Source organism: Paenibacillus sp. FSL H8-0168 (assembly GCF_038592955.1).
Lineage (GTDB): Bacteria > Bacillota > Bacilli > Paenibacillales > Paenibacillaceae > Paenibacillus > Paenibacillus polymyxa_B.
This window is the reverse complement of record NZ_CP151948.1, coordinates 228,592-246,501: the sequence shown is the minus strand read 5'-3', so window position 1 is coordinate 246,501 and position 17,910 is coordinate 228,592. Positions and strand designations below refer to the sequence as shown.

Sequence of the window (17,910 nt, the reverse complement as noted above, 5' to 3'; positions counted from 1 at the left end):
TGGAGGCTGTATTCCAGCCTCCCTACTATTCTCGTTACTCCTTGTAACGATTAAGCCAATCCTTCATTCTTGATTCGGCACGTTCAATCTCGTGAACCGGGGTTTGCTGGGTCTTCTTCCTGAACATCGTCAGTAGTACCAGTTTACCCTGCCAACGAAAGTAAAGGATTCTGTACCTTCCGGGACGGAGTTCATAAAGCCGCCCCCTTATTTGCCGTGAATGTGGCATTCCGTCTTCGTATCGTTCCAAGGTGTAAAGGATATCGTCCAACTCACGAGTAGCCTGTTTATTACCCTTTTCGGCTTTCTCGTGCAGTTGTAAAATAGCCTCATCGACCTCAGACTTTCCTTTGGGTGTTGCGTAATTGATGATTTCTGCCATAAATCAATTATTCCTTCTCTCTGTTTGATATCGGACATCTGATATCGTCCTCGATATAAATATATCATACTCGATATCAAACAGCAACCCATAAATTCATCTAACCCACTAGTAAGACACACAGCGGAATCGAACCGCTATAATCCTGTATGTGTCATATCCCCGGATTAAGCCGGGAAAAAGGTGTTAATTACGTGCTATTCCTGCATTGGCCCACATCATGACTTCTTCAAGCTTAGTCATAGCCAATGATTTCTCACGACTATTAGGCAGCAGGTCATCAAGTGTATAAGCAAGCTCCTTGCATGCGCTACGCACCTTGTCATGTTGTGCTCCCTTGGCTTCGTCGGCTTTGTGATATTTGAAATTGTTCTCGATTTGCGGGTTAGAGACTCGTGTTTCAGGATCATATGTTGAATCGAAAACTTCAAAAGGCACAGTCCAACGATCTCGCGGATTTCCCACATTCCGAACGATCATGCCGGAATCATTTTTGCCTACTACCTCAATCACTGACGTTTTTCGGTATCTCGTATATTCTCCCAAGTTTGTCCATCCTCCTGAACGCAAAAAAGCGGCGGTTTCCCGTCGCTTTCTCTTGTATATTTTGATGTGGACAAGGGACTTTCACCCCTGCACGGTAAATTTCACGGTATCTCGTTTACGCACGATATTGCTGGAGCTTCAGCGCCCTTTTACCAAGAGCCATTAGCTACGCCGTTACACTGCGTCTATATTCCGCCACCACATCCCAACACCCTCTTACAACTTTAGCACACTATCATATTAACATTTTCAAAATGACACCGTAAATGGTCAATTAGTGACACGATGTTTAACTGATCAATCGAATGCCATCCACCCCAAAAAGCAAGCTGGAAAAGGCTTCACAGGCTTTATTGATATCCCGGTAAATCGATCTTTTATTGATTTTGTGACAGTCACTAAGGTCTTCCACTGTTTTTTCCTGCTCTGAAACATATAAATCAAACAGTATTTTGAACCGTCGTATATCTTCTGGCTTCTTCGATTTCTCGGACAGAATCTGATAAACATCAAGCATGCGATCAATATAACTCACCATAGCTGCTGTACGTTCTTTATTTTTTATAATTGCTTCAATAGCCAGATCATCAGTGTCCAGATACTCGAAAGAGTCAGGGTCCTTCAACTCTTCAAGTTCTTGCACATTAGAACCACAATGAATTTTAAATTTGCGATAATTGCGAAGTAGCATCTTTGTGTTTCTCAGCCGTCGATCTCTTTTAAGTTTATTTTGCCGTTCCTGCTCCTTTTTATAAAATTCTAGTGCAGTCTCAGCAGCAATACGCGCAATCTCTTGTTTATTCATGGCGTTTTCACCCTCTCTATTCTCCGTCCTGATCTATATCCCAGCTCAGCTGTTCGGCCAGAAAGCCACAACACTGACACTGATACACATCGGATTGAATCTCGTCCATCTCATTGCAACACTCTGGACAAATCACCCTGTTTTTTTCTGCCTCTCATAAACTTCCTCAAGCCATTCTACCAGCATAATCATTTGCTTGATCGCCAGCCGGTTATCCTGGTACTTCTTGCAAATCTCACTAGAAGAGTCGGCAACCCACCTCCAAAACTCAGCATTACTCATACCGAACTTCATGGCAGCCTCATTGACTTGACCGATCCATGCAACAACATCCCGGTAAAACGCCCCGTAATCCATAGGCTATAACTCCTCGATACGGATATATATACCTGGCACCTTCGCCCAAAACTTTTCTATGATTTCACTGGCTACAATCGCGTCGTCAGTCCAGAAACCCAATTCAGTCATAATGTCGAACGGCAGCTTGTTCAAATTGTGCGTATCAGGTCTTGTCTTTTTCCATTCCCCGTCATAATGCTTGCTGCCTTCAGAGATCGGAAACAACCATTTCACGACCACCCGTAACGCCCCAGTATATTTTTTCTCCGGGACATGCTTTCCTAAGTGAGCTGTTAGCTTCGCACGTGCTGCCTTCAGCTCATCCGGCTCGTAGAACACTGGTTTTCCGTTTATGATAGCAACCTGCTTTTCCTGATGTGTAGCAGTCGGCGGTTTCATCGGCATGAAGAATTCAGTTGTCACTGTAATCAACCCCTTGCCATTTGCCTGTAGCTCGATTGTAGAAAACATCCTGAGACATTTTGAACTGGTCCCATACGTATTCTTGTATGGACGGTTGTCGAATCAGCCATTGAACAACCTCGCTTTTCGAAACATCATATTCTTCACCTGGACGCTTATGATAACCAGGGGGCATAAATCTACCGATATTCAATTTTCCACTTCTCTTGCCCAACCCATTTGCCATTCTCAAAACCTCCTGACTAATTTCCAATTTTTTCAACGGGGGTTTTTTAAAATGTAGGAGAAGGGGGAGGGGCGCTTGCGTCACGCCCCTCCCTATTCCTTTATATTTTAATATAGTGGTCGCCGCTGTAACTTGCGGCAATCACCACGTATCAAAATCCCCGCAACTTTTTGCGGAATTGCGGCAATCATGTTTCGCAACTTGCGGCGACCATAAAACGATGATTGCCGCAAGTTTTTGCAACCACCATAAAAACATGGTCGCCGCCGCAATTACTCTTCTTCCTTTTTGACGATACGGAATCCAATGGAACGATCAATCTCATACCCATATTTCTTAATCCAGTCCCTCACAGTACGTTCGGCAACCTCTTTCCCAGTTGAGCTGTACCATGACAGAATATCCATAACAGTCGGCGGTTCGCCAAAGTTGCAGTTATTTACGACTTCCTCAAATTCTTCGGCTTTGCTCCGGCGTTGCTCTTTGGCCTTGTCCTTGCGCTTGCCAGATGCCTTTTGCCAAGGTGGCTTTGAGGATTCCCCATCTGGATCAATGTCCTTCAGGCTGCCGACTTCGTCAATGCGGTGAACCGGATACTGGAACCACATATTAACTGGCTCGAACTTGGCATACTCCCGCAGTGTGCCTTCCACGCGCCATGCTGATCGGACTTTTACAGCCTTGAGGACCTGCTCTATGGTTGGCATGATATTCGTCATGACGTGCGGCATCGCGCGCTTGGCGTGGTCTTCTATAGCTTTGGCACTGAGCAGATCATCCTGTGACACATGCTCCTGCAGGTATGCCGGGTTGTGCTGTTCAAAGAGCTGCTGATACATGGTACAAATCGCCTTATTCTCTTCTTGCTTCAGCAGCGCTTCCGTAACCTCCAGCTCCACCAAGTCAATCAACGCGTCAGGATCTCGGGCAAATACCCCGGAACCAGAAGCGCGGTCCATAGATTTTTTGCCGCCTTGTGAGCCTTTTGAATGATGGTGGCAGTAGATTACGCCCGCCCCCAGCTCCGTTGCAATCTTGTCAAACTGGTTCGTAAAGTGGGCCATTTGGTCGGCACTGTTCTCGTCACCTGTCAGGACCTTATAAATCGGATCGATAATAACAGCAATATAATTCTTCTTGGCTGCGCGCCGGATCAACTTGGGGGCCAGCTTGTCCATCGGTACCGACTTGCCCCGCAGGTTCCATATGTCGATATTGTTGATGTTCCGGGGCGGCATTCCTTGCGCCGTATAAACATCACGGAAGCGATGCAGGCAGCTCGGCCGATCAAGCTCCAGGTTGACATACAGCACCTTTCCCTGCGTACATTGCCATGCTAGCCACTTTTTGCCCTCGGCGATTGCAACGGAAAGCTCAATAAGACTGTACGACTTACCTGCCTTTGATGGTCCCGCCAGCAGCATCTTATGACCTTGCCGCAATACGCCATGTATTAAAGGTGGAGACAGCACCGGCATGTTGTCCCAAAAGTCCGTCAGGCTTTCAGGGTCTGGAAGATCGTCATTGACTCCTTCTATCCACTCATGCCATTCGGCCCAGCTCGCTTTCCCAATATTCGTATCAACAATGAATTGCTTCTTATCTTTTCGCTCTACTCCCGGCATGCGCGATAGCCTGGAAGGGTTACGGTTCTGATTGTCGATGTTCAATCCGTTCTTTTTACAGACAGTATAGAGGTAGTCCACCCGTTTACGGTACTCGTCGTAATTGGCCGCTTCGACCCGCACAATGGCGTGGATACTCTTGCCGCCGCTGTAGACCATAACAGCAATCGGCAGCTCCAGTTCCCGCATGATGGCGTTTTGCTTCTCAATATCCATTGTGTCAGACTCGACCAACGCATATCGGAACTCGGTCACATTATCGTTTTTGACACCCTTGCCGTCTAGCGGGTTGAATCGTATCCATGCCCCTGCTGCCGGATTATAGTCACCCAGCACAGAGCCTATATCTCCCCCGCTTTGGTTGAGTAGCTGAATAAGTTCACCGGCTGTACGGTCCCATGCGCCCTTTGTGGGAAGGTATTTACCATCATCATTCACCCAGGTATCCGTCACGTACCCGACATTCTCCGATGCCTCGAACAGCGTTTCCAGATAAGTGGTCAATTGCTGTACAGGATTCCAAGCAGAAGGCTGATGGATTTCTTTGCCCTCTATCCAATTCTTATCAACGACAACATAATCGCCGCCAGAAATTTCATCATCCCATCCCAGCTCATGATCTTCTCGATCCGAAAACGCAGAACGTGGCATCCAGCCGTTATCCTTCGCCATTTGGGTAATAGTTGCGCCGGTGATGGGGGTGCCAGATCCTTCAAAGGAAGTCCACTTCTTGAAGCACTCACCGGGACGGTAACGGCCGCTGTCCCGCTTGCTCCAATCATCCCAATCACTGGCCGTATAACCTTCATATTTCAATGCCATGCCGACATTAACCCATTCCTGATAACTCAGGTAGGCTGGATCAACATGGCCCAGCAAAGCAATAAGATCCAGTTTATGCTCCATATTCATCCACAAACCTCCTCTTTATGGTGATGGTGATTTTTATCACAAAATAGGTTTTAATTTATTTTTTTTGCCGAAAATATGTGATGAGTCAAATATCAAGGGAGGTAAATAAATGTTAGTAACCCGTCCAACTATGGTTGATCATGAAGAAATTAAAGAAATAGGTGGTCTTCGTCCTCTCAGCGAAGAAGAACGAATCAACATTGCTAACATGTTTGAAATTAACGAAAATGAAATTACACCGATCCCACTAATTAGAGTGGTTTCTAATGAAGCCAGTGAGACGCCTGTTCCTCGATTCGATGAAGTCTTAAACTTCGTCATGAACAATGCTCCAAAACCACATGTGCTCAAAGTGATGAAAGAGTATTTTACAGTTCAGGACCCAGATGCTGGAACAGCAAAAGGAACTGTTGATTGGCAAGATAATCAATCACCTGATTGCGGCCCTATAGATCCCGTGAAACTGATGGTTTATTACAAATACTCTGGTTCGCACGGGAATTGGGAGTAGCACTTAGTTAAGATTGACTATTTTAGGGGGCAGATTAAAATATGTCTCCTTTTTTTATGGCTGTATTAGCTATTTCCCACGGTATTCCTTCGGGTCAACACCGTCCGGTATTCGCCAGCCATTGCCGGCGATCCGATCAATCAGCTTCTTCGCGTTATCGAACGACCAAGTGCCAACATGTTCAAATCCACGCTGCTCCAGGAAACGGATCTGTTTTGGTGTCGTCAGTCCTTCCGCACGCCGTTTGTCCAAACGCTCCAGCAGCTTGGTAGCCTTGCCTGCATTATCGATTTCATCCGGCATAATGCCCAGCTTCTCCAACGTCTTCACCTGTGCGTCACTCGGTGGAGACATTTCCCAACCGAACGAAGGAACATAACTGGACAGGTCCTCTGCCTGAATGCTCATTTCAAACTGAAGCGGATCAACTAGCTTTCGTTTCCGCTTCTTCATTTCTTCTAGCTGCTTGGCCAAGGCTTCTTCACGCTGTGTAATAACATCTTCAGCAGCCTTCTTCTCGACGTCTTCCAGATCCAGCGCAATACCAGCTTCTTCAATCTGCTTAGTCATAGCCTGAGCAACCTCTTCATTCTCCGCAATTAAATGTGCGGGATGGCAGAGCTCATGTCTTTCTGTATGCCAGAGGAAGTCCAATAGCAATAATTCAGTTTTACCTGGGAATAGTCGGGTACCACGCCCAACCATTTGACTATATAAACTACGGACCTTAGTCGGCCGCAGAACAACAACACAATCTACGCTGGGGCAATCCCATCCCTCCGTGAGAAGCATGGAGTTGCACAGCACATTATATTTACCGCTATCAAAGTCCTCTAATATCTGCGATCTATCCTGTGATTCCCCGTTGACTTCCGCAGCTCGGAAGCCGACTGCATTTAATATAGAAGTAATTTTCTGACTGGTCTTGACCAGCGGAAGGAACACGACAATCTTTCTGTCTTGCGCGACACGCCACATTTCGGCGGCGATTGAATCCAAGTATGGGTCTAGCGCTGTGCCCAGGTCGCCAGATTTAAAGTCACCGGCTTGTTGTCCAACGGCTGACAGGTTGATCTGTAACGGGATCGTCATAGCCTTAATCGGGCTTAGATATCCCTCTTTAATCGCTTTGGGCAACGTGTATTCATAGGCCAAGCTTTGGAAGTAGCTTCCCAGATTCCTCATGTCTCCCCGGTCTGGCGTGGCCGTAACACCCAACACATTAGCCTGATCAAAATAATCAAGTACCCTCTGATAACTGTCCGATAAGCAATGATGCGCCTCGTCGATGATAATGGTGTCAAAAAAATCCTTATTGAACTGCTTTAGCCGCTTTTCACGCATCATCGTTTGGACGCTGCCCACGACAACCCGGAACCAACTGCCTATAGATGTTTGATCCGCCTTTTCGGTGGCTGTTTTAAGTCCGGTGGATTTCTCCAGCTTATCGGATGCCTGGTCAAGCAGCTCCCCCCGATGGGCCAGGACGAGCACACGCTCGCCCATCCTTACCCGGTCTTCTATAACCTTTGAAAATACAATTGTCTTCCCGCAGCCTGTAGGCAGGACAAGCAGCGTTCGCTGAATGTCCTTATCCCACTCGGCCTGAATAGACTGACGGGCCTCCTGTTGATAGGGTCTAAGTTCCATAGTTACCCCCTAAAACTGGCCCGGCGTGAAGCCTCCACCCTGCTGCTGACCAGTCGGGAACGGTGCCTGATGTTGCGCCGGCTGATTATATTGAGGTGCTTGGCTGTATTGTGGCTGCTGCGTTTGTTGAGATTGTTGCCCTGCATACAGTTCCTCATATGAATAGAAGGACTTCACTTGATTGTTGGTCTTCTCTTCACCATCGCGTCCATTGAACTTATTGATTTCTAGCTTCAACTTGCCTTTAGACCCGACCACTGCATTCCAGTTCATGCGCAATGGCTCGCCCTTCTTTTTCTGCCCGATCCCTGCAAAGAAGTTGGACAATAGACCTTCCGTCTTGGTGTGCAAAAAAAGATTGTGGAATATGATCACATCCCCGTGCTCTGGTGAATGTACTGTGATTTCCAGCTTCGCTTGATTGCAGGCTGGCATTTTAGCACTACCTGTAAAACGTCCACGTTCAAATTTAGTAACCGTGAAATTATAGTCACCGGCAGGAAGGAGGGTAAACTCCCCACCGTCCTTTTGAATCTCATCGTCCCAACCTAGTTCTCTTTCCGTATTTTGACTCATGTATAATTCCTCCTATATGTTATGAAATTATGAAAATGGAATTTTATTGCGAATGTCTTGAATCATGCCATAGACTTGTGGCCACGCCCCTACCAATACACCTTCGACAAAGTCAGGATCATAATTGGTGATTGGAGTATCTACGGGGTAATAGTTTCTTTGGAAAACTACCAACTGAATTTCATTTTCCGTTACCTGATGTTGAACCATAAGATCACGCAGAGAGCGAGGAATATTAGGATTCAACTGTTGCGAATCTGGTGCGCTTTCGTTCTTCGGTTGCTGCGTTTGCTCCGGTTGAGGCTGCTGCGGCTGATGGCTTGTTGTCTCTACCATCGGTGGTGCGGTCTGTACCGCAGCTGGCGCAGGCGTAGCAGCAGGAACCGGGGCCGGTGCTGGATTAGCAACAGGTTGGACAGTCCCATTGAAGATATGAGCAATATGGGAATAGTCCAAAGGAAATTCATCTGGTAGCCCCTGACGATTCTTGGCGTCCCATGCCGGGTGATGCGTGGCGTAGACAGTACGTGCCCCGCCTTGAGCCTTATTCTTCTTTCCTTCCTTGTCAGTCGCAACGCTGAACGTTTTATAATTAATGAACAGAACCATGTCAGCCCATTCCTTAACGAGTGGCGCTGTTCTTGAACCTGTCTTTTGTCCAAGCTTGAGTTGATAGCGGTCATAAGCTCCCATCTCGTCAGGTTGTTCAAATTTGACGATTTGCGCGTGAGCGATTAGCACAACATGGATACCGGAATCAACCACATCTTGAAGGAAATTAAGGAACCGTCCCATCTCTTCTGCGGCATATATATACCCTTTGCCATACGCAAAATCCTCAACCCCGTTTTTGCCGTGGGTTGCACATACGCTGTTTACGCAAAGCATTTCTGCCCAATCAATGGTGTCGATGATTAAGGAGCCGAACCGGCTGCCTTGTTGCATAACCCATTGGACTTGCTGTTTGAGCATTTCCCAGCTTGAAGGCTTAGGCAGACGGTCTACCTCCATTTCAGTGGTTGAGCCTTCCGTATCAATAAATACGGAGCGGGGTAACTGTGCAGCCAAAGAGGATTTGCCAATCCCCTCCGGTCCGTAAATTACAGCCTTCTTTGCCTTTTGAACTTTACCGCTAATCAATTGCATTAAAATTCACCTGCTTTCCATGTTGGCCCCGGATCGATTTCGCTCGGGGGCTGCTGTAATTGAATACCTTCCTGCCCTGCAACGTATCCGTCCTCAATAATGATGGAACATTCTTCGCCAGTGCTGACACGGGTTGCAATGGCCTGTAGTCCTTCCTGTTCAAGCCATTGGCCGAACTCGGTAAGACTTTCAAGATCCATTTGCTCAAGCTTGTCCAGCAGGATGAAACCGCAATCCGGCTTCAGCTTGCGAACAATGGCCGTAGATACCTTGAGTTGTTCAGCTCCGCTCATGTTGTCCCATTTTTGGCCCTCGTAAATCAGCTCGCCATCTGCAACAGACAAGCCAGGCAGCGGTAGACTAGCATTGGTCAGCAGCTCCGTTTTTTGCTGACGAATCCCGTTAATCTCGGTAGTCAACTGGTCATATTGCACACGGTAATCGCTGGCATCCGTTTCAGCCTTGTCTTTGTCCAGATTTGCGCGGACTTTGCGGTTAATTTCGTCAATCTGCCGGATATTCGTCTCCAGCTCCGCTGTTGATTCGTCACGCAGGTCAAGAGCATCTTTACGCGCAGTCGCTAAATCTTCGCCAAGCTTCATGTATGCTTCTTTAATCGTGAGCAATTCAGCTTCTAAACGCGCTATTTCCTTACCTTTGGCCTCCCGTTCCGCTTCAAAATATGCCAATCGCTGCCGTTTCCGCTGGTTCTCACCATTCCGCGTCAGAATCTCCTGCTGTTGGCGGATTAGCTCGGACGCGGAAACGGGCTCTTTAGGAGCATCAGGAAAGTATGCTTGTTCCTTAGCAAACTTTGCTTTTTGGTCAGCAATCTGACCAATAGTATGGCGGCGGTTGTAAATCTCCTGTTCCTTCACTTCAAATTCATGAAGCTGTTGCCCAACGCCGATGATCCGAAGCAATATGTTCGCCTTTTCCTTGTTGGATGAATTCATGAACTTGGGCAGATCGATGGCCAGTTCTTCTACGAAACTGTCCAGGAGCTGCTGACCACCTTTCTGGCCGTTCGGATCAATAACCTTCAGGTCGCTGTTCTTTCCCTTTCGCTCAACGACTAAGCCGTTTGAAAGAGTAAGGTGGAGATAAGGCGGCACCACTGAGCCGTCGCGGGTTGCTTGAGATGGGCGATATTTATTCCCACCCAAAGCCCAGGCAATGGAGTCTAACACACTCGTTTTGCCCTGCTTGTTCTTGCCCCCCAAAATGGTCAGACCCGATGTGGTTGGCTCAATTTTTACAGCCTTGACCCGTTTGACATTTTCGATTTCCAGCTTATTTATTTTGATCATACGCGCTCACCCTTCCGTCCATCTGCAATAAAGAAGTTTCCCCATTCATCCCGCTCCAAAGGATAGTTAGTACCCGCTGGACGGACCTCCAGTTGTTCGCCGCAGTTGTGGCAGCTCACTTCGGTTTCATCTTCTTTGATATAATGCTTGCCTTTATTCCGGCATTCAGGATTCTGGCAATAGTAGCGGCAACGATAAAGTGGCACACCGTCCTTATACTTAATTCCTGTTTTGTACCAATCTGGCGTAACACTTGCCTGCTCTACCTCATTGGATTCAGTTGCATTAGAAATAGCTTGCAGAGTATCTGGATCAAAAGATTTGTATGCTTCAGCTAGCTTGTCCCCTAAGCTAGTCGATAGTGTCCGCTCAGAATTAAGCAAGTTTACTTTGCGGCTTATTCCTTCGGGCTCTTTGGCCTTTGTCCGCAGCACTAGATCACTCAATTCAGGAGCAGGATTAACTGTCACCTTTACAGGCTTGTCCTCGATTTTCATAGGAGCAGGGGACTTCTTAGCACCGAAAACACTAAAGAAACCCTCAATGATGGACTTTATACTTTCGTTGCCTACCTGATCCATTTCTAACTCGCCTTTTGAACGTCCGATTTCGACATTAACTCTGAACCATGCCATATATAATCAATCTCCTTTTGATTTGGGCTGAGTGAAAACCTGGTCATAATGACCTTCAACATCCTGCAAATGTAGATAGCTATAGATCATAGACACGCTATCTTTAATTTCCTTTTTGGCCCTCATGACAAAATCCATATATAATTGATCATCAAGCAGACCATCTCGGACCATGCCAGATGACAGGTCAATTTTGCTCAAGAGATCAGCTATATTGTTGCTTGATGATCTTGCTTGGTTACGCGCATATCCGGTAATGTTTAACTCTTTGTCTAGCTTCATTTATCCGTTCACTCTCCCTGAAAATAAATTGGCTTAACCCTTTTAGGGTCAGGCTCAGGCAGCAAGGTATACACTATACCGACCACGTCCCCAGAATCATCCGTAATAATGTCCCACGGAATATCATCAAAATAGGGGTCCCTCATTTCTTAGCCCGTTCAAGTTGAATGTAATAGATTCCTTCACCTTCAACTACTTGCGGTTCGTATCGCTTGTGAACAATGTCTTTACTTTCTAGCCAAAAACCCAAGCGCTTACGATTTACACTAATGCTGCCGCTTTTCCCAACGGTCTTGGAGAGCAGAATACCCGACTTTGCTTTCTTAAAAATGAGAAAGGCCCTTTTATCATTGAAACCGACCTGCACATAATCTCCAGCAGAAAGCCCCATTACCTTTGCTGCGGGGCCGTTTATTGAAAAACCAGCGCTATTAATTCCAATAGAAGGACTGCTGGTAGCTATATTGCTAAACCACTCAACTCCATCCAAAATCGATAGACGAATATCATTTCTTGATACAGCCACACCCTCACCCTTTTCCATGTATTTTTTTAAACGCTCACTGATCCGAGCCATGAGACGAGAAGCCTGGGGTTGAGACATACCAATTTCAATACCAATAGATTGAAGTGTTGCACCGTCCATGCGCCGCCGAATTAAAAGCTGTTCACGACCATCAAAAGAATTAATAAACTCTTCCACATTGATGGCCGTGAAATCCGCTTTAGTTGGCAACAGATCAATTCGTAAAGCTGAGTCTTCACTATCTCCAATGGGCTGATCCAAGGAGACCATTCCGAAGCTGTTTAGATGCTGGACAACTCTAATGGCGTGTCTTATCGTGCAGCCAGTTTGCTCAGCTACTAACTCCGGGGAGGGAGTATCAACAAGATTCAATTTGTTTAACGCGCTAATTGTATCCAAGATCCCCCGAGGCACCTTTACGCAGCTCTTTTTATCTTGGATGAATCGCATAATGTTTCCTTTGATCACGGGATAAGCATATGTGGAGAATTTAACTCCACCTTCTACCTTAGTAGGATCAAAAGATTTGAAAGCTTTAAGCAGCCCAATTGTGCCCTCAGAAACCAAATCATCAAAGCCAATACTCTGATTTACACTCGATCTGAATTTATTAGCGATAGAATAAACTAGCCCCATATTCTTCTGAATGACCGCATCCCGTTCCCCCAGGTGGGGGTTATAGTTGGACGTCATCTACTTTCCTGAAATTAAAGTCCGAAGTCTTCTGCAGGTAAGGCAGAGTCATGGAACTTGTCCCGATTCCTCACAATAATATCCATACATCCAGCGCAAACCAGTTTGTCCGGATAGAGTTTGAAAAGCTTTCTATCTGTAAAGCCACAGAGAGAACAACCAGGGGCATACTTTTGAAGAATGATTTGAGAATCATTCACAAAGATTTCGATAGGCTGATGCTCGTCCATTTTAAGCGTCTTACGCAGCTCCATAGGGATTACAATACGACCGAGTGAATCAAGGTTACGAACTATTCCTGTATTTTTCATTTGTCCATCCTTCCGGCCCCATGTTATAATGGGGCCAATCATATTTTTTTGTTGCTGAACCTAACAGGCTCCTACCCCTGTTGGGTTCTTTTCGTATACCGCTTTGTACAGAAGGCCACGGTACTTTTTGTATTGCTTACGGTAATGCTTGATAGATCCGAAACGTCTACTACGGCGAGCTCGTGATTCACAGTCTAAATAGAAGGCGCACACGCTGGCGTAGTGCCGAGATGTTTGTAATGGCAAGTTATTCACCTCCTTTCACAGGAATGCATTGTACTCATTCATCATCCAGCCTGAATCCAACAGTGCATCTTTCAGGATTTTTCCTCTTGGCTAACCTTCTCTTAGCCGTAGGCATTGTAAGCCAGTAGATATATTCTTTAGTAACGCCCAGCTTTGCCGCACATTCCTCAGCAGTCCCCATGGCAATCAGTTCCTCGCCTTTATAGATTGCGTATTCAGGTTCCATGTGTCCTCCCCCGCTTTAATAACAGCCACGCCAATAGAATTGCACAGACAGGAGTAACAACAGAACCAATCTTTGCCCCGCTTCACTACCTTCTGACCGAAGTATATGGCTGCCTGGCAGTCTGGATCGGCGCAAAAGTCAATAACGTCTACAGCCTTTGAGCCTGCGCCCATACTCATGGTTGATTTCCTTCTTGCTCACGTCGAAGCAGCTCTTTCAAAACAATCCGAGCCCAAAGGTCAACAAGCCTTTGCGGGTCAGGATGCGGAATAGTTTTGACCGTCGCCCTAATTTCTGTTTTCATTTACGTACCCCGCTTTCCATGCCAAGCAGTTTAGCAATAAGCGGCTTCTGCTTTTTACCTTCGCGCGTCCCTTTTAAGATTTCAGACACATACGTAACAGACACGCCGATCTCCTCGGCTACGTCTTTCAATTTGATGTTACGTTGAAACATAATTTTCCGTGCTTCGGCACCGAACTCTGTATAATGCGGCATTCTATCCCCTCCTTTGTAATAGTCTGTAAAAATTCAGCTTAATTATTGACACTAGACAGAAAATATTCTAATATCAGAAAGAAGGCATAACCAAATAAAGTCGTTGGGGAACGATTTTTTAAATTGGGGTCACTTGACCTCTGGTTTTTTATTGCCTTTTTTGCTGTTAATTAAGCTGTTGAGATTAATATACCCGAATATTTTAGGGTAGTCAACAGTTTTCCCGAATATTTTAGTTTTATATTTTTGTATAAGGGAGAATTGATATGAGCATCGTCGAAAATATTAGGGTTTTATGTAAGGAAGCCAATACGTCCATACCAAAGCTTGAAAAAGAATTAGGGTTTGGAAATGGAGCCATATATAACTGGGACAAAAATTCACCTTCTATAGATAAGATGCAAAAAGTAGCTGACCACTTCAATGTATCAGTAGAGCGAGTCCTCTATGGATTCGAGCTTTCTAAATTTGAGAGCTTCATACGAATAGTAGTAGGGTCGAAACCAGTTGAAGAAGTTGCAAAAGCAAGCGGGGTAGATTCTGATGTACTTGACGAATATCTAATGGGCATTCGCACGGCTCAACCAGGCGTCGAGTTTATAGAGAAACTGGCCGCATATAACCCCTACGAAGTTTTAGTTCGTCGTGAGGATTTACTAGAAGCTGCGGGATATGAAAAGTCAATACTTAAACCAAATACCGGAAAAGTTATACTTTCCTCAGAATTTAAAACCGTAGCCGCTCACCACGACGGAGAGGACTGGACAGAAGAAGAACTGGATGAGATAGAACGATTCAAAGAATTCGTGAGGTCAAAACGAAAGGGCCGATGACATGGCAACATACGAGAATCTTCTTGAAGAAGCCCACAAACACAGCATAGAAGTTTACGAAATGCCAATGCTTCCTAGAAATAAAGGTTTATACTCAGATGGGATTGTATGGGTAAATAAGTATACCCCGACTACTGTTGGGAAAGCCTGCACTCTTGCCGAAGAGATCGGCCATCACTACACCAGTACAGGCAACATTCTTGACCAGAAAGACATACGTAACCGCAAGCAGGAACTGCGTGCCCGACAGTGGGCTTACCAGTGCATGATACCTCTGAACAGAATTGTACAAGCACATTATGCACGCATCTCCGGCCGTTACGATCTTGCCGAATATCTAGGAGTCACAGAAGCGTTCTTACAGGCAGCCATTGACCGCTATACAGAAAAGTACGGCCTGTCTGTAAAGGCTGATGATCGGCATATTGTTGTGTTTGATCCGCTCGGTGTTATTGAGTTGTTCCCAGAATCTTAAAATCAACTTTGCCATTTTCGTCAGCAGGGTTGTTTACATATACCTTTATACAGAACATATGTTTGGAGTGAAGCTAAATAATGTCCACATCTAGCAAGCTAATCCGAGCCGTTGCCTACCCACGATACAGCTCGGACAACCAACGTGAAGAATCTATAATTGCCCAAATGCGAGCAATTGAAGAATACTGCCGACAGAAAGGATATGTATTAGTAAACTCGTACCCCGACGAAGAAAAGTCAGCCACTACGGATAAACGCCCAAATTTTCAACGAATGATTCAGGATTCGTCCAAACATCTTTTTGATGTGGTTATTGTACATAAGTTGGATCGTTTTGCACGTAATCGTTATGATAGTGCCCATTACAAGAGGATATTAAAGCGGAATGGTGTAAGAGTGGAATCTGTCCTTGAGCATCTGGACAACTCACCTGAGTCTGTTGTACTTGAATCCGTGTTGGAGGGTATGGCCGAATATTACTCTTTGAATCTAGCACGTGAAGTACGTAAAGGTATGCGAGAAAATGCTGAGCAAGGAATTCATAACGGTGGGCTGCCGCCTTACGGGTTAAAGGTTGATCCAGAAACCCGTAAACTTGTTATTGATCCTGCTCGTTATCGAGCCGTACAGATTTATTTTGACTGCATCGAAAAGGATGTACCCAATGAACAAATAGCTGAGATACTTAACGGTCAGGGGTTCAGGACACTAGCTGGACGTAAGTTTACAAAGAGTAGCTTTGCCACTTGGGCCTCAAACCGGAAATATAAAGGTGACTATGTGTTTGACGCATCAGCACCAAAGGATGACGAAGGAAAACGTAACACGAATAATAAGAAACCGCTGGATCAACAAGTTATTAACCCAGGAACAGTGCAGGCAATTATTCAACCAGATCAGTGGGACCGTGTAAACCAGAAGAAGAATGCGCGGAAACGTAAACCAGGAAGGATGAAAGCTAAGGTGAACTACTTACTGACAGGTAAAATTTATTGTGGAAACTGCGGGGCTTTATATGCTGGGAATTCATATACGAATCCTAAGAGCAGCGAAAAGACTGTCCTCAGCTATTACAAATGCCAAGGTAAGTGTGGGAATACAAATGTTCGTAAAGACGACATTGAACATCTTGCTATCAAAAATCTATTAGGAGAATGTTTTTCCGTTGACGGGATGGCCGAGATTATTCAAAGCGTTCAGAAGCTGTACCAAAAAGAAAGAAGTCAGACTGAAAATGACATTGAGCCTATTAAGCAGGAATTAAAAGAATTGGATATGAAAATATCGAACTGGATGGAAGCTTTAGGGGCAGGCGTGAAAAGCGTTATTGACAGCATTAAACAGGCCGAGCAACGGAAAGAAGCCCTTGAGTATGAATTGCAAAAAGCTGAGATTATGAAACAAACATCTGTGCTGGATGAATCTTTAATACTAAAAATTCTGGAAAGTAAAAAGGACTCACTCCTTTCCGGCGATGAAGACGAAAAGAAGCAGGTCCTTCAAGAATACGTTGACCGTGTAGTAATCCAGCCATCAAAGGATATTAACCAATTTGACGCTGATATCACGTACAGGGTTTTTAGCAATGGAGGCGAGGGGAGTCGAACCCCTGTCCGAAGATAACGACACATAAGCTTCTACGGGTGTAGTGACAGTTTTGATGTCACCCTAGAAACTCCCTGTCACCGGATTCCCTTCGGGTCAGCCTGATTATCTTCTTCAGCTCACCGCAGGCGGAGATGAGACAGCGTATTCCACTATTTGTTAGCCCCTATCCCAGTCACATGGACGATGCTGGGTAGAAGCACGCACACAGTTTCTTAGGCTGCGAAAGCGTAGTTGTTTTGTTGTTTGCCGTTTAATAGGCTTTAGCGTTGATGAAGCGGACGCGTCCCCACTACCCGCTACCCATGCTCGAACTATCCCCGTCGAATCCATAAACGCCCCCTTATTATAAAAGGGCTCCACGGATAAAACCGGAAATACCGGAGCATAAGCATGCATAATATCAAAAGCTGAATTCTAAGATTCAACACTCGATCAAAGTTAAAAGCTTTAAAATTGACTACTTCGTTAGTATACCATATTACAGGTCATTACGAAACGAAATGAAGCCATTTAAGCCTTATAAAATAGCACCATTACAGGAACAAGTAACTTCTCCACGTAATTTGTACCATACCCAATAATAGAGCAACTTATCTCGCAATTTTCTGCTTCTCACGTAAAGCACGTTGGATATCACGTTGTGCATCGCGTTTAGCCGCAGCATCACGTTTATCATACTGCTTTTTACCTCTACCCAGTCCGAGCAAAAGCTTGGCATAACCATTGCGAACATAAATCTTTAACGGAACAATCGTGTAGCCTTCCTGTTTGGACAGACCGATAAGCTTGCGAATCTGCTCTTTATGTAACAGCAGCTTACGCGTACGCGTCGGATCGGTAGGATTATTACGATTACCTTGCTCAAATGGACTGATATGCATATTGTGAATATGAATTTCGCCATTACGGATCGTAGCAAATGCATCACTTATATTGGAGCGACCATTCCGTAGAGACTTAATTTCTGTTCCCGTTAGCACCATGCCCGCCTCGTAAGTGTCCTCAATAAAATAGTCATGGGAAGCTTTTTTGTTCTGGGCGAGCACTTTCCCGTCTGCCTTCTTACCCATGAATACCACTCCTTATGAATAACGTAATTCACTCTTGAAATCCAGGCATCAAAG

The 17,910-nt window shown here is 45.5% G+C and carries 21 protein-coding genes, 1 other RNA gene and 1 pseudogene; 4 read left to right on the top strand and 19 right to left on the bottom strand.

The annotated features are described in order from the left end of the window. Window positions 1-34: 34 nt before the first annotated feature. The 7 genes from MHI21_RS01135 to MHI21_RS01105 all read right to left on the bottom strand — a co-directional run bounded on the left by MHI21_RS01135 (window position 35) and on the right by MHI21_RS01105 (window position 5,258). On the bottom strand, window positions 35-382 hold the full coding sequence (locus tag MHI21_RS01135) for a type II toxin-antitoxin system RelE/ParE family toxin (protein WP_342419238.1): 348 nt from the start codon (window positions 380-382) through the stop codon (window positions 35-37). A gap of 186 nt (window positions 383-568) precedes the next feature. Further along, complete coding sequence (locus MHI21_RS01130) at window positions 569-928, bottom strand: hypothetical protein (protein ID WP_342419237.1); 360 nt, start codon at window positions 926-928, stop codon at window positions 569-571. A gap of 289 nt (window positions 929-1,217) precedes the next feature. After that, window positions 1,218-1,733 (bottom strand): hypothetical protein, encoded by a 516-nt coding sequence (locus MHI21_RS01125; RefSeq protein ID WP_342419236.1) that lies wholly within the window; start codon window positions 1,731-1,733, stop codon window positions 1,218-1,220. 132 nt (window positions 1,734-1,865) lie between these two features. Continuing rightward, window positions 1,866-2,090 carry a hypothetical protein gene (locus MHI21_RS01120; protein ID WP_342419235.1) on the bottom strand — a complete coding sequence of 75 codons (225 nt, stop codon included), beginning with the start codon at window positions 2,088-2,090 and terminating at the stop codon, window positions 1,866-1,868. A 3-nt stretch (window positions 2,091-2,093) separates the two neighbouring features. After that, on the bottom strand, window positions 2,094-2,495 hold the full coding sequence (locus MHI21_RS01115; protein ID WP_342419234.1) for a RusA family crossover junction endodeoxyribonuclease: 402 nt from the start codon (window positions 2,493-2,495) through the stop codon (window positions 2,094-2,096). Further along, the gene (locus MHI21_RS01110) at window positions 2,485-2,721 is read right to left on the bottom strand and encodes a hypothetical protein (protein ID WP_342419233.1); all 237 of its coding nucleotides are present in this window, start codon (window positions 2,719-2,721) and stop codon (window positions 2,485-2,487) included. The genes MHI21_RS01115 and MHI21_RS01110 overlap by 11 nt, the downstream gene beginning before the upstream one ends. Before the next feature lie 272 nt (window positions 2,722-2,993). Beyond that, on the bottom strand, window positions 2,994-5,258 hold the full coding sequence (locus MHI21_RS01105; RefSeq protein ID WP_342419232.1) for an AAA family ATPase: 2,265 nt from the start codon (window positions 5,256-5,258) through the stop codon (window positions 2,994-2,996). A gap of 109 nt (window positions 5,259-5,367) precedes the next feature. Here MHI21_RS01105 and MHI21_RS01100 point away from each other — a divergent pair, with 109 nt between their 5' ends. After that, window positions 5,368-5,769 carry a hypothetical protein gene (locus tag MHI21_RS01100; RefSeq protein ID WP_342419231.1) on the top strand — a complete coding sequence of 134 codons (402 nt, stop codon included), beginning with the start codon at window positions 5,368-5,370 and terminating at the stop codon, window positions 5,767-5,769. 69 nt (window positions 5,770-5,838) lie between these two features. Here MHI21_RS01100 and MHI21_RS01095 read toward each other — a convergent pair whose 3' ends face one another. The 10 genes from MHI21_RS01095 to MHI21_RS01050 form a co-directional block, all read right to left on the bottom strand. Beyond that, on the bottom strand, window positions 5,839-7,419 hold the full coding sequence (locus MHI21_RS01095; protein WP_342419230.1) for a DEAD/DEAH box helicase: 1,581 nt from the start codon (window positions 7,417-7,419) through the stop codon (window positions 5,839-5,841). A 9-nt stretch (window positions 7,420-7,428) separates the two neighbouring features. Continuing rightward, a complete protein-coding gene (locus MHI21_RS01090) occupies window positions 7,429-7,995 on the bottom strand; it encodes a hypothetical protein (protein WP_342419229.1) in 567 nt (188 codons plus the stop codon). A 27-nt stretch (window positions 7,996-8,022) separates the two neighbouring features. Beyond that, window positions 8,023-9,141, bottom strand: coding sequence for an ATP-binding protein (locus MHI21_RS01085; RefSeq protein ID WP_342419228.1), 1,119 nt, complete (start codon window positions 9,139-9,141; stop codon window positions 8,023-8,025). Further along, window positions 9,141-10,451 (bottom strand): AAA family ATPase, encoded by a 1,311-nt coding sequence (locus MHI21_RS01080; protein WP_342419227.1) that lies wholly within the window; start codon window positions 10,449-10,451, stop codon window positions 9,141-9,143. Before MHI21_RS01080 ends, MHI21_RS01085 begins: the two co-directional genes overlap by 1 nt. Then, window positions 10,448-11,086, bottom strand: a complete 639-nt coding sequence (locus tag MHI21_RS01075; RefSeq protein WP_342419226.1) for a hypothetical protein — start codon at window positions 11,084-11,086, stop codon at window positions 10,448-10,450. Before MHI21_RS01075 ends, MHI21_RS01080 begins: the two co-directional genes overlap by 4 nt. A 6-nt stretch (window positions 11,087-11,092) precedes the next feature. Then, window positions 11,093-11,368 (bottom strand): hypothetical protein, encoded by a 276-nt coding sequence (locus tag MHI21_RS01070; RefSeq protein WP_342419225.1) that lies wholly within the window; start codon window positions 11,366-11,368, stop codon window positions 11,093-11,095. Between the two features lie 142 nt (window positions 11,369-11,510). Further along, complete coding sequence (locus tag MHI21_RS01065) at window positions 11,511-12,587, bottom strand: sigma-70 family RNA polymerase sigma factor (protein ID WP_342419224.1); 1,077 nt, start codon at window positions 12,585-12,587, stop codon at window positions 11,511-11,513. Between the two features lie 14 nt (window positions 12,588-12,601). Then, window positions 12,602-12,898, bottom strand: a complete 297-nt coding sequence (locus MHI21_RS01060) for an AbrB/MazE/SpoVT family DNA-binding domain-containing protein (protein WP_342419223.1) — start codon at window positions 12,896-12,898, stop codon at window positions 12,602-12,604. A gap of 280 nt (window positions 12,899-13,178) precedes the next feature. After that, window positions 13,179-13,370 (bottom strand): hypothetical protein, encoded by a 192-nt coding sequence (locus tag MHI21_RS01055; RefSeq protein ID WP_342419222.1) that lies wholly within the window; start codon window positions 13,368-13,370, stop codon window positions 13,179-13,181. A gap of 300 nt (window positions 13,371-13,670) precedes the next feature. Further along, the gene (locus MHI21_RS01050; RefSeq protein WP_342419221.1) at window positions 13,671-13,868 is read right to left on the bottom strand and encodes a helix-turn-helix transcriptional regulator; all 198 of its coding nucleotides are present in this window, start codon (window positions 13,866-13,868) and stop codon (window positions 13,671-13,673) included. A gap of 731 nt (window positions 13,869-14,599) precedes the next feature. Between MHI21_RS01050 and MHI21_RS01045 the strand changes: the two are divergent. The 3 genes and pseudogenes from MHI21_RS01045 to MHI21_RS01035 all read left to right on the top strand — a co-directional run. Then, window positions 14,600-14,701 (top strand): annotated as a pseudogene (locus MHI21_RS01045) (XRE family transcriptional regulator); the annotation flags it as partial. Between the two features lies 1 nt (window position 14,702). Then, window positions 14,703-15,176, top strand: a complete 474-nt coding sequence (locus MHI21_RS01040; RefSeq protein ID WP_342419220.1) for an ImmA/IrrE family metallo-endopeptidase — start codon at window positions 14,703-14,705, stop codon at window positions 15,174-15,176. A gap of 80 nt (window positions 15,177-15,256) precedes the next feature. Further along, entirely contained in the window at window positions 15,257-16,801 is a 1,545-nt protein-coding gene (locus MHI21_RS01035; protein ID WP_342419219.1) for a recombinase family protein, read from the top strand. On the opposite strand, the gene ssrA is transcribed toward MHI21_RS01035, so the two are convergent. Both ssrA and smpB read right to left on the bottom strand, forming a co-directional pair. After that, window positions 16,762-17,126: a transfer-messenger RNA gene (ssrA, locus tag MHI21_RS01030) on the bottom strand. The genes MHI21_RS01035 and ssrA overlap by 40 nt on opposite strands. Window positions 17,127-17,376: 250 nt before the next feature. Continuing rightward, the gene (gene smpB / locus MHI21_RS01025) at window positions 17,377-17,856 is read right to left on the bottom strand and encodes an SsrA-binding protein SmpB (RefSeq protein ID WP_013308270.1); all 480 of its coding nucleotides are present in this window, start codon (window positions 17,854-17,856) and stop codon (window positions 17,377-17,379) included. Window positions 17,857-17,910: the final 54 nt, after the last annotated feature.

What these genes read in the sequence shown, in the direction of transcription:
- MHI21_RS01135 (WP_342419238.1), bottom strand. Translation starts at nt 382, where the DNA reads ATGGCAGAAATCATCAATTACGCAACACCCAAAGGAAAGTCTGAGGTC.
- MHI21_RS01125 (WP_342419236.1), bottom strand. Translation starts at nt 1,733, where the DNA reads ATGAATAAACAAGAGATTGCGCGTATTGCTGCTGAGACTGCACTAGAA.
- MHI21_RS01120 (WP_342419235.1), bottom strand. Translation starts at nt 2,090, where the DNA reads ATGGATTACGGGGCGTTTTACCGGGATGTTGTTGCATGGATCGGTCAA.
- MHI21_RS01110 (WP_342419233.1), bottom strand. Translation starts at nt 2,721, where the DNA reads ATGGCAAATGGGTTGGGCAAGAGAAGTGGAAAATTGAATATCGGTAGA.
- MHI21_RS01105 (WP_342419232.1), bottom strand. Translation starts at nt 5,258, where the DNA reads ATGAATATGGAGCATAAACTGGATCTTATTGCTTTGCTGGGCCATGTT.
- MHI21_RS01100 (WP_342419231.1), top strand. Translation starts at nt 5,368, where the DNA reads ATGTTAGTAACCCGTCCAACTATGGTTGATCATGAAGAAATTAAAGAA.
- MHI21_RS01095 (WP_342419230.1), bottom strand. Translation starts at nt 7,419, where the DNA reads ATGGAACTTAGACCCTATCAACAGGAGGCCCGTCAGTCTATTCAGGCC.
- MHI21_RS01090 (WP_342419229.1), bottom strand. Translation starts at nt 7,995, where the DNA reads ATGAGTCAAAATACGGAAAGAGAACTAGGTTGGGACGATGAGATTCAA.
- MHI21_RS01085 (WP_342419228.1), bottom strand. Translation starts at nt 9,141, where the DNA reads ATGCAATTGATTAGCGGTAAAGTTCAAAAGGCAAAGAAGGCTGTAATT.
- MHI21_RS01080 (WP_342419227.1), bottom strand. Translation starts at nt 10,451, where the DNA reads ATGATCAAAATAAATAAGCTGGAAATCGAAAATGTCAAACGGGTCAAG.
- MHI21_RS01075 (WP_342419226.1), bottom strand. Translation starts at nt 11,086, where the DNA reads ATGGCATGGTTCAGAGTTAATGTCGAAATCGGACGTTCAAAAGGCGAG.
- MHI21_RS01070 (WP_342419225.1), bottom strand. Translation starts at nt 11,368, where the DNA reads ATGAAGCTAGACAAAGAGTTAAACATTACCGGATATGCGCGTAACCAA.
- MHI21_RS01065 (WP_342419224.1), bottom strand. Translation starts at nt 12,587, where the DNA reads ATGACGTCCAACTATAACCCCCACCTGGGGGAACGGGATGCGGTCATT.
- MHI21_RS01060 (WP_342419223.1), bottom strand. Translation starts at nt 12,898, where the DNA reads ATGAAAAATACAGGAATAGTTCGTAACCTTGATTCACTCGGTCGTATT.
- MHI21_RS01055 (WP_342419222.1), bottom strand. Translation starts at nt 13,370, where the DNA reads ATGGAACCTGAATACGCAATCTATAAAGGCGAGGAACTGATTGCCATG.
- MHI21_RS01050 (WP_342419221.1), bottom strand. Translation starts at nt 13,868, where the DNA reads ATGCCGCATTATACAGAGTTCGGTGCCGAAGCACGGAAAATTATGTTT.
- MHI21_RS01040 (WP_342419220.1), top strand. Translation starts at nt 14,703, where the DNA reads ATGGCAACATACGAGAATCTTCTTGAAGAAGCCCACAAACACAGCATA.
- MHI21_RS01035 (WP_342419219.1), top strand. Translation starts at nt 15,257, where the DNA reads ATGTCCACATCTAGCAAGCTAATCCGAGCCGTTGCCTACCCACGATAC.
- smpB (WP_013308270.1), bottom strand. Translation starts at nt 17,856, where the DNA reads ATGGGTAAGAAGGCAGACGGGAAAGTGCTCGCCCAGAACAAAAAAGCT.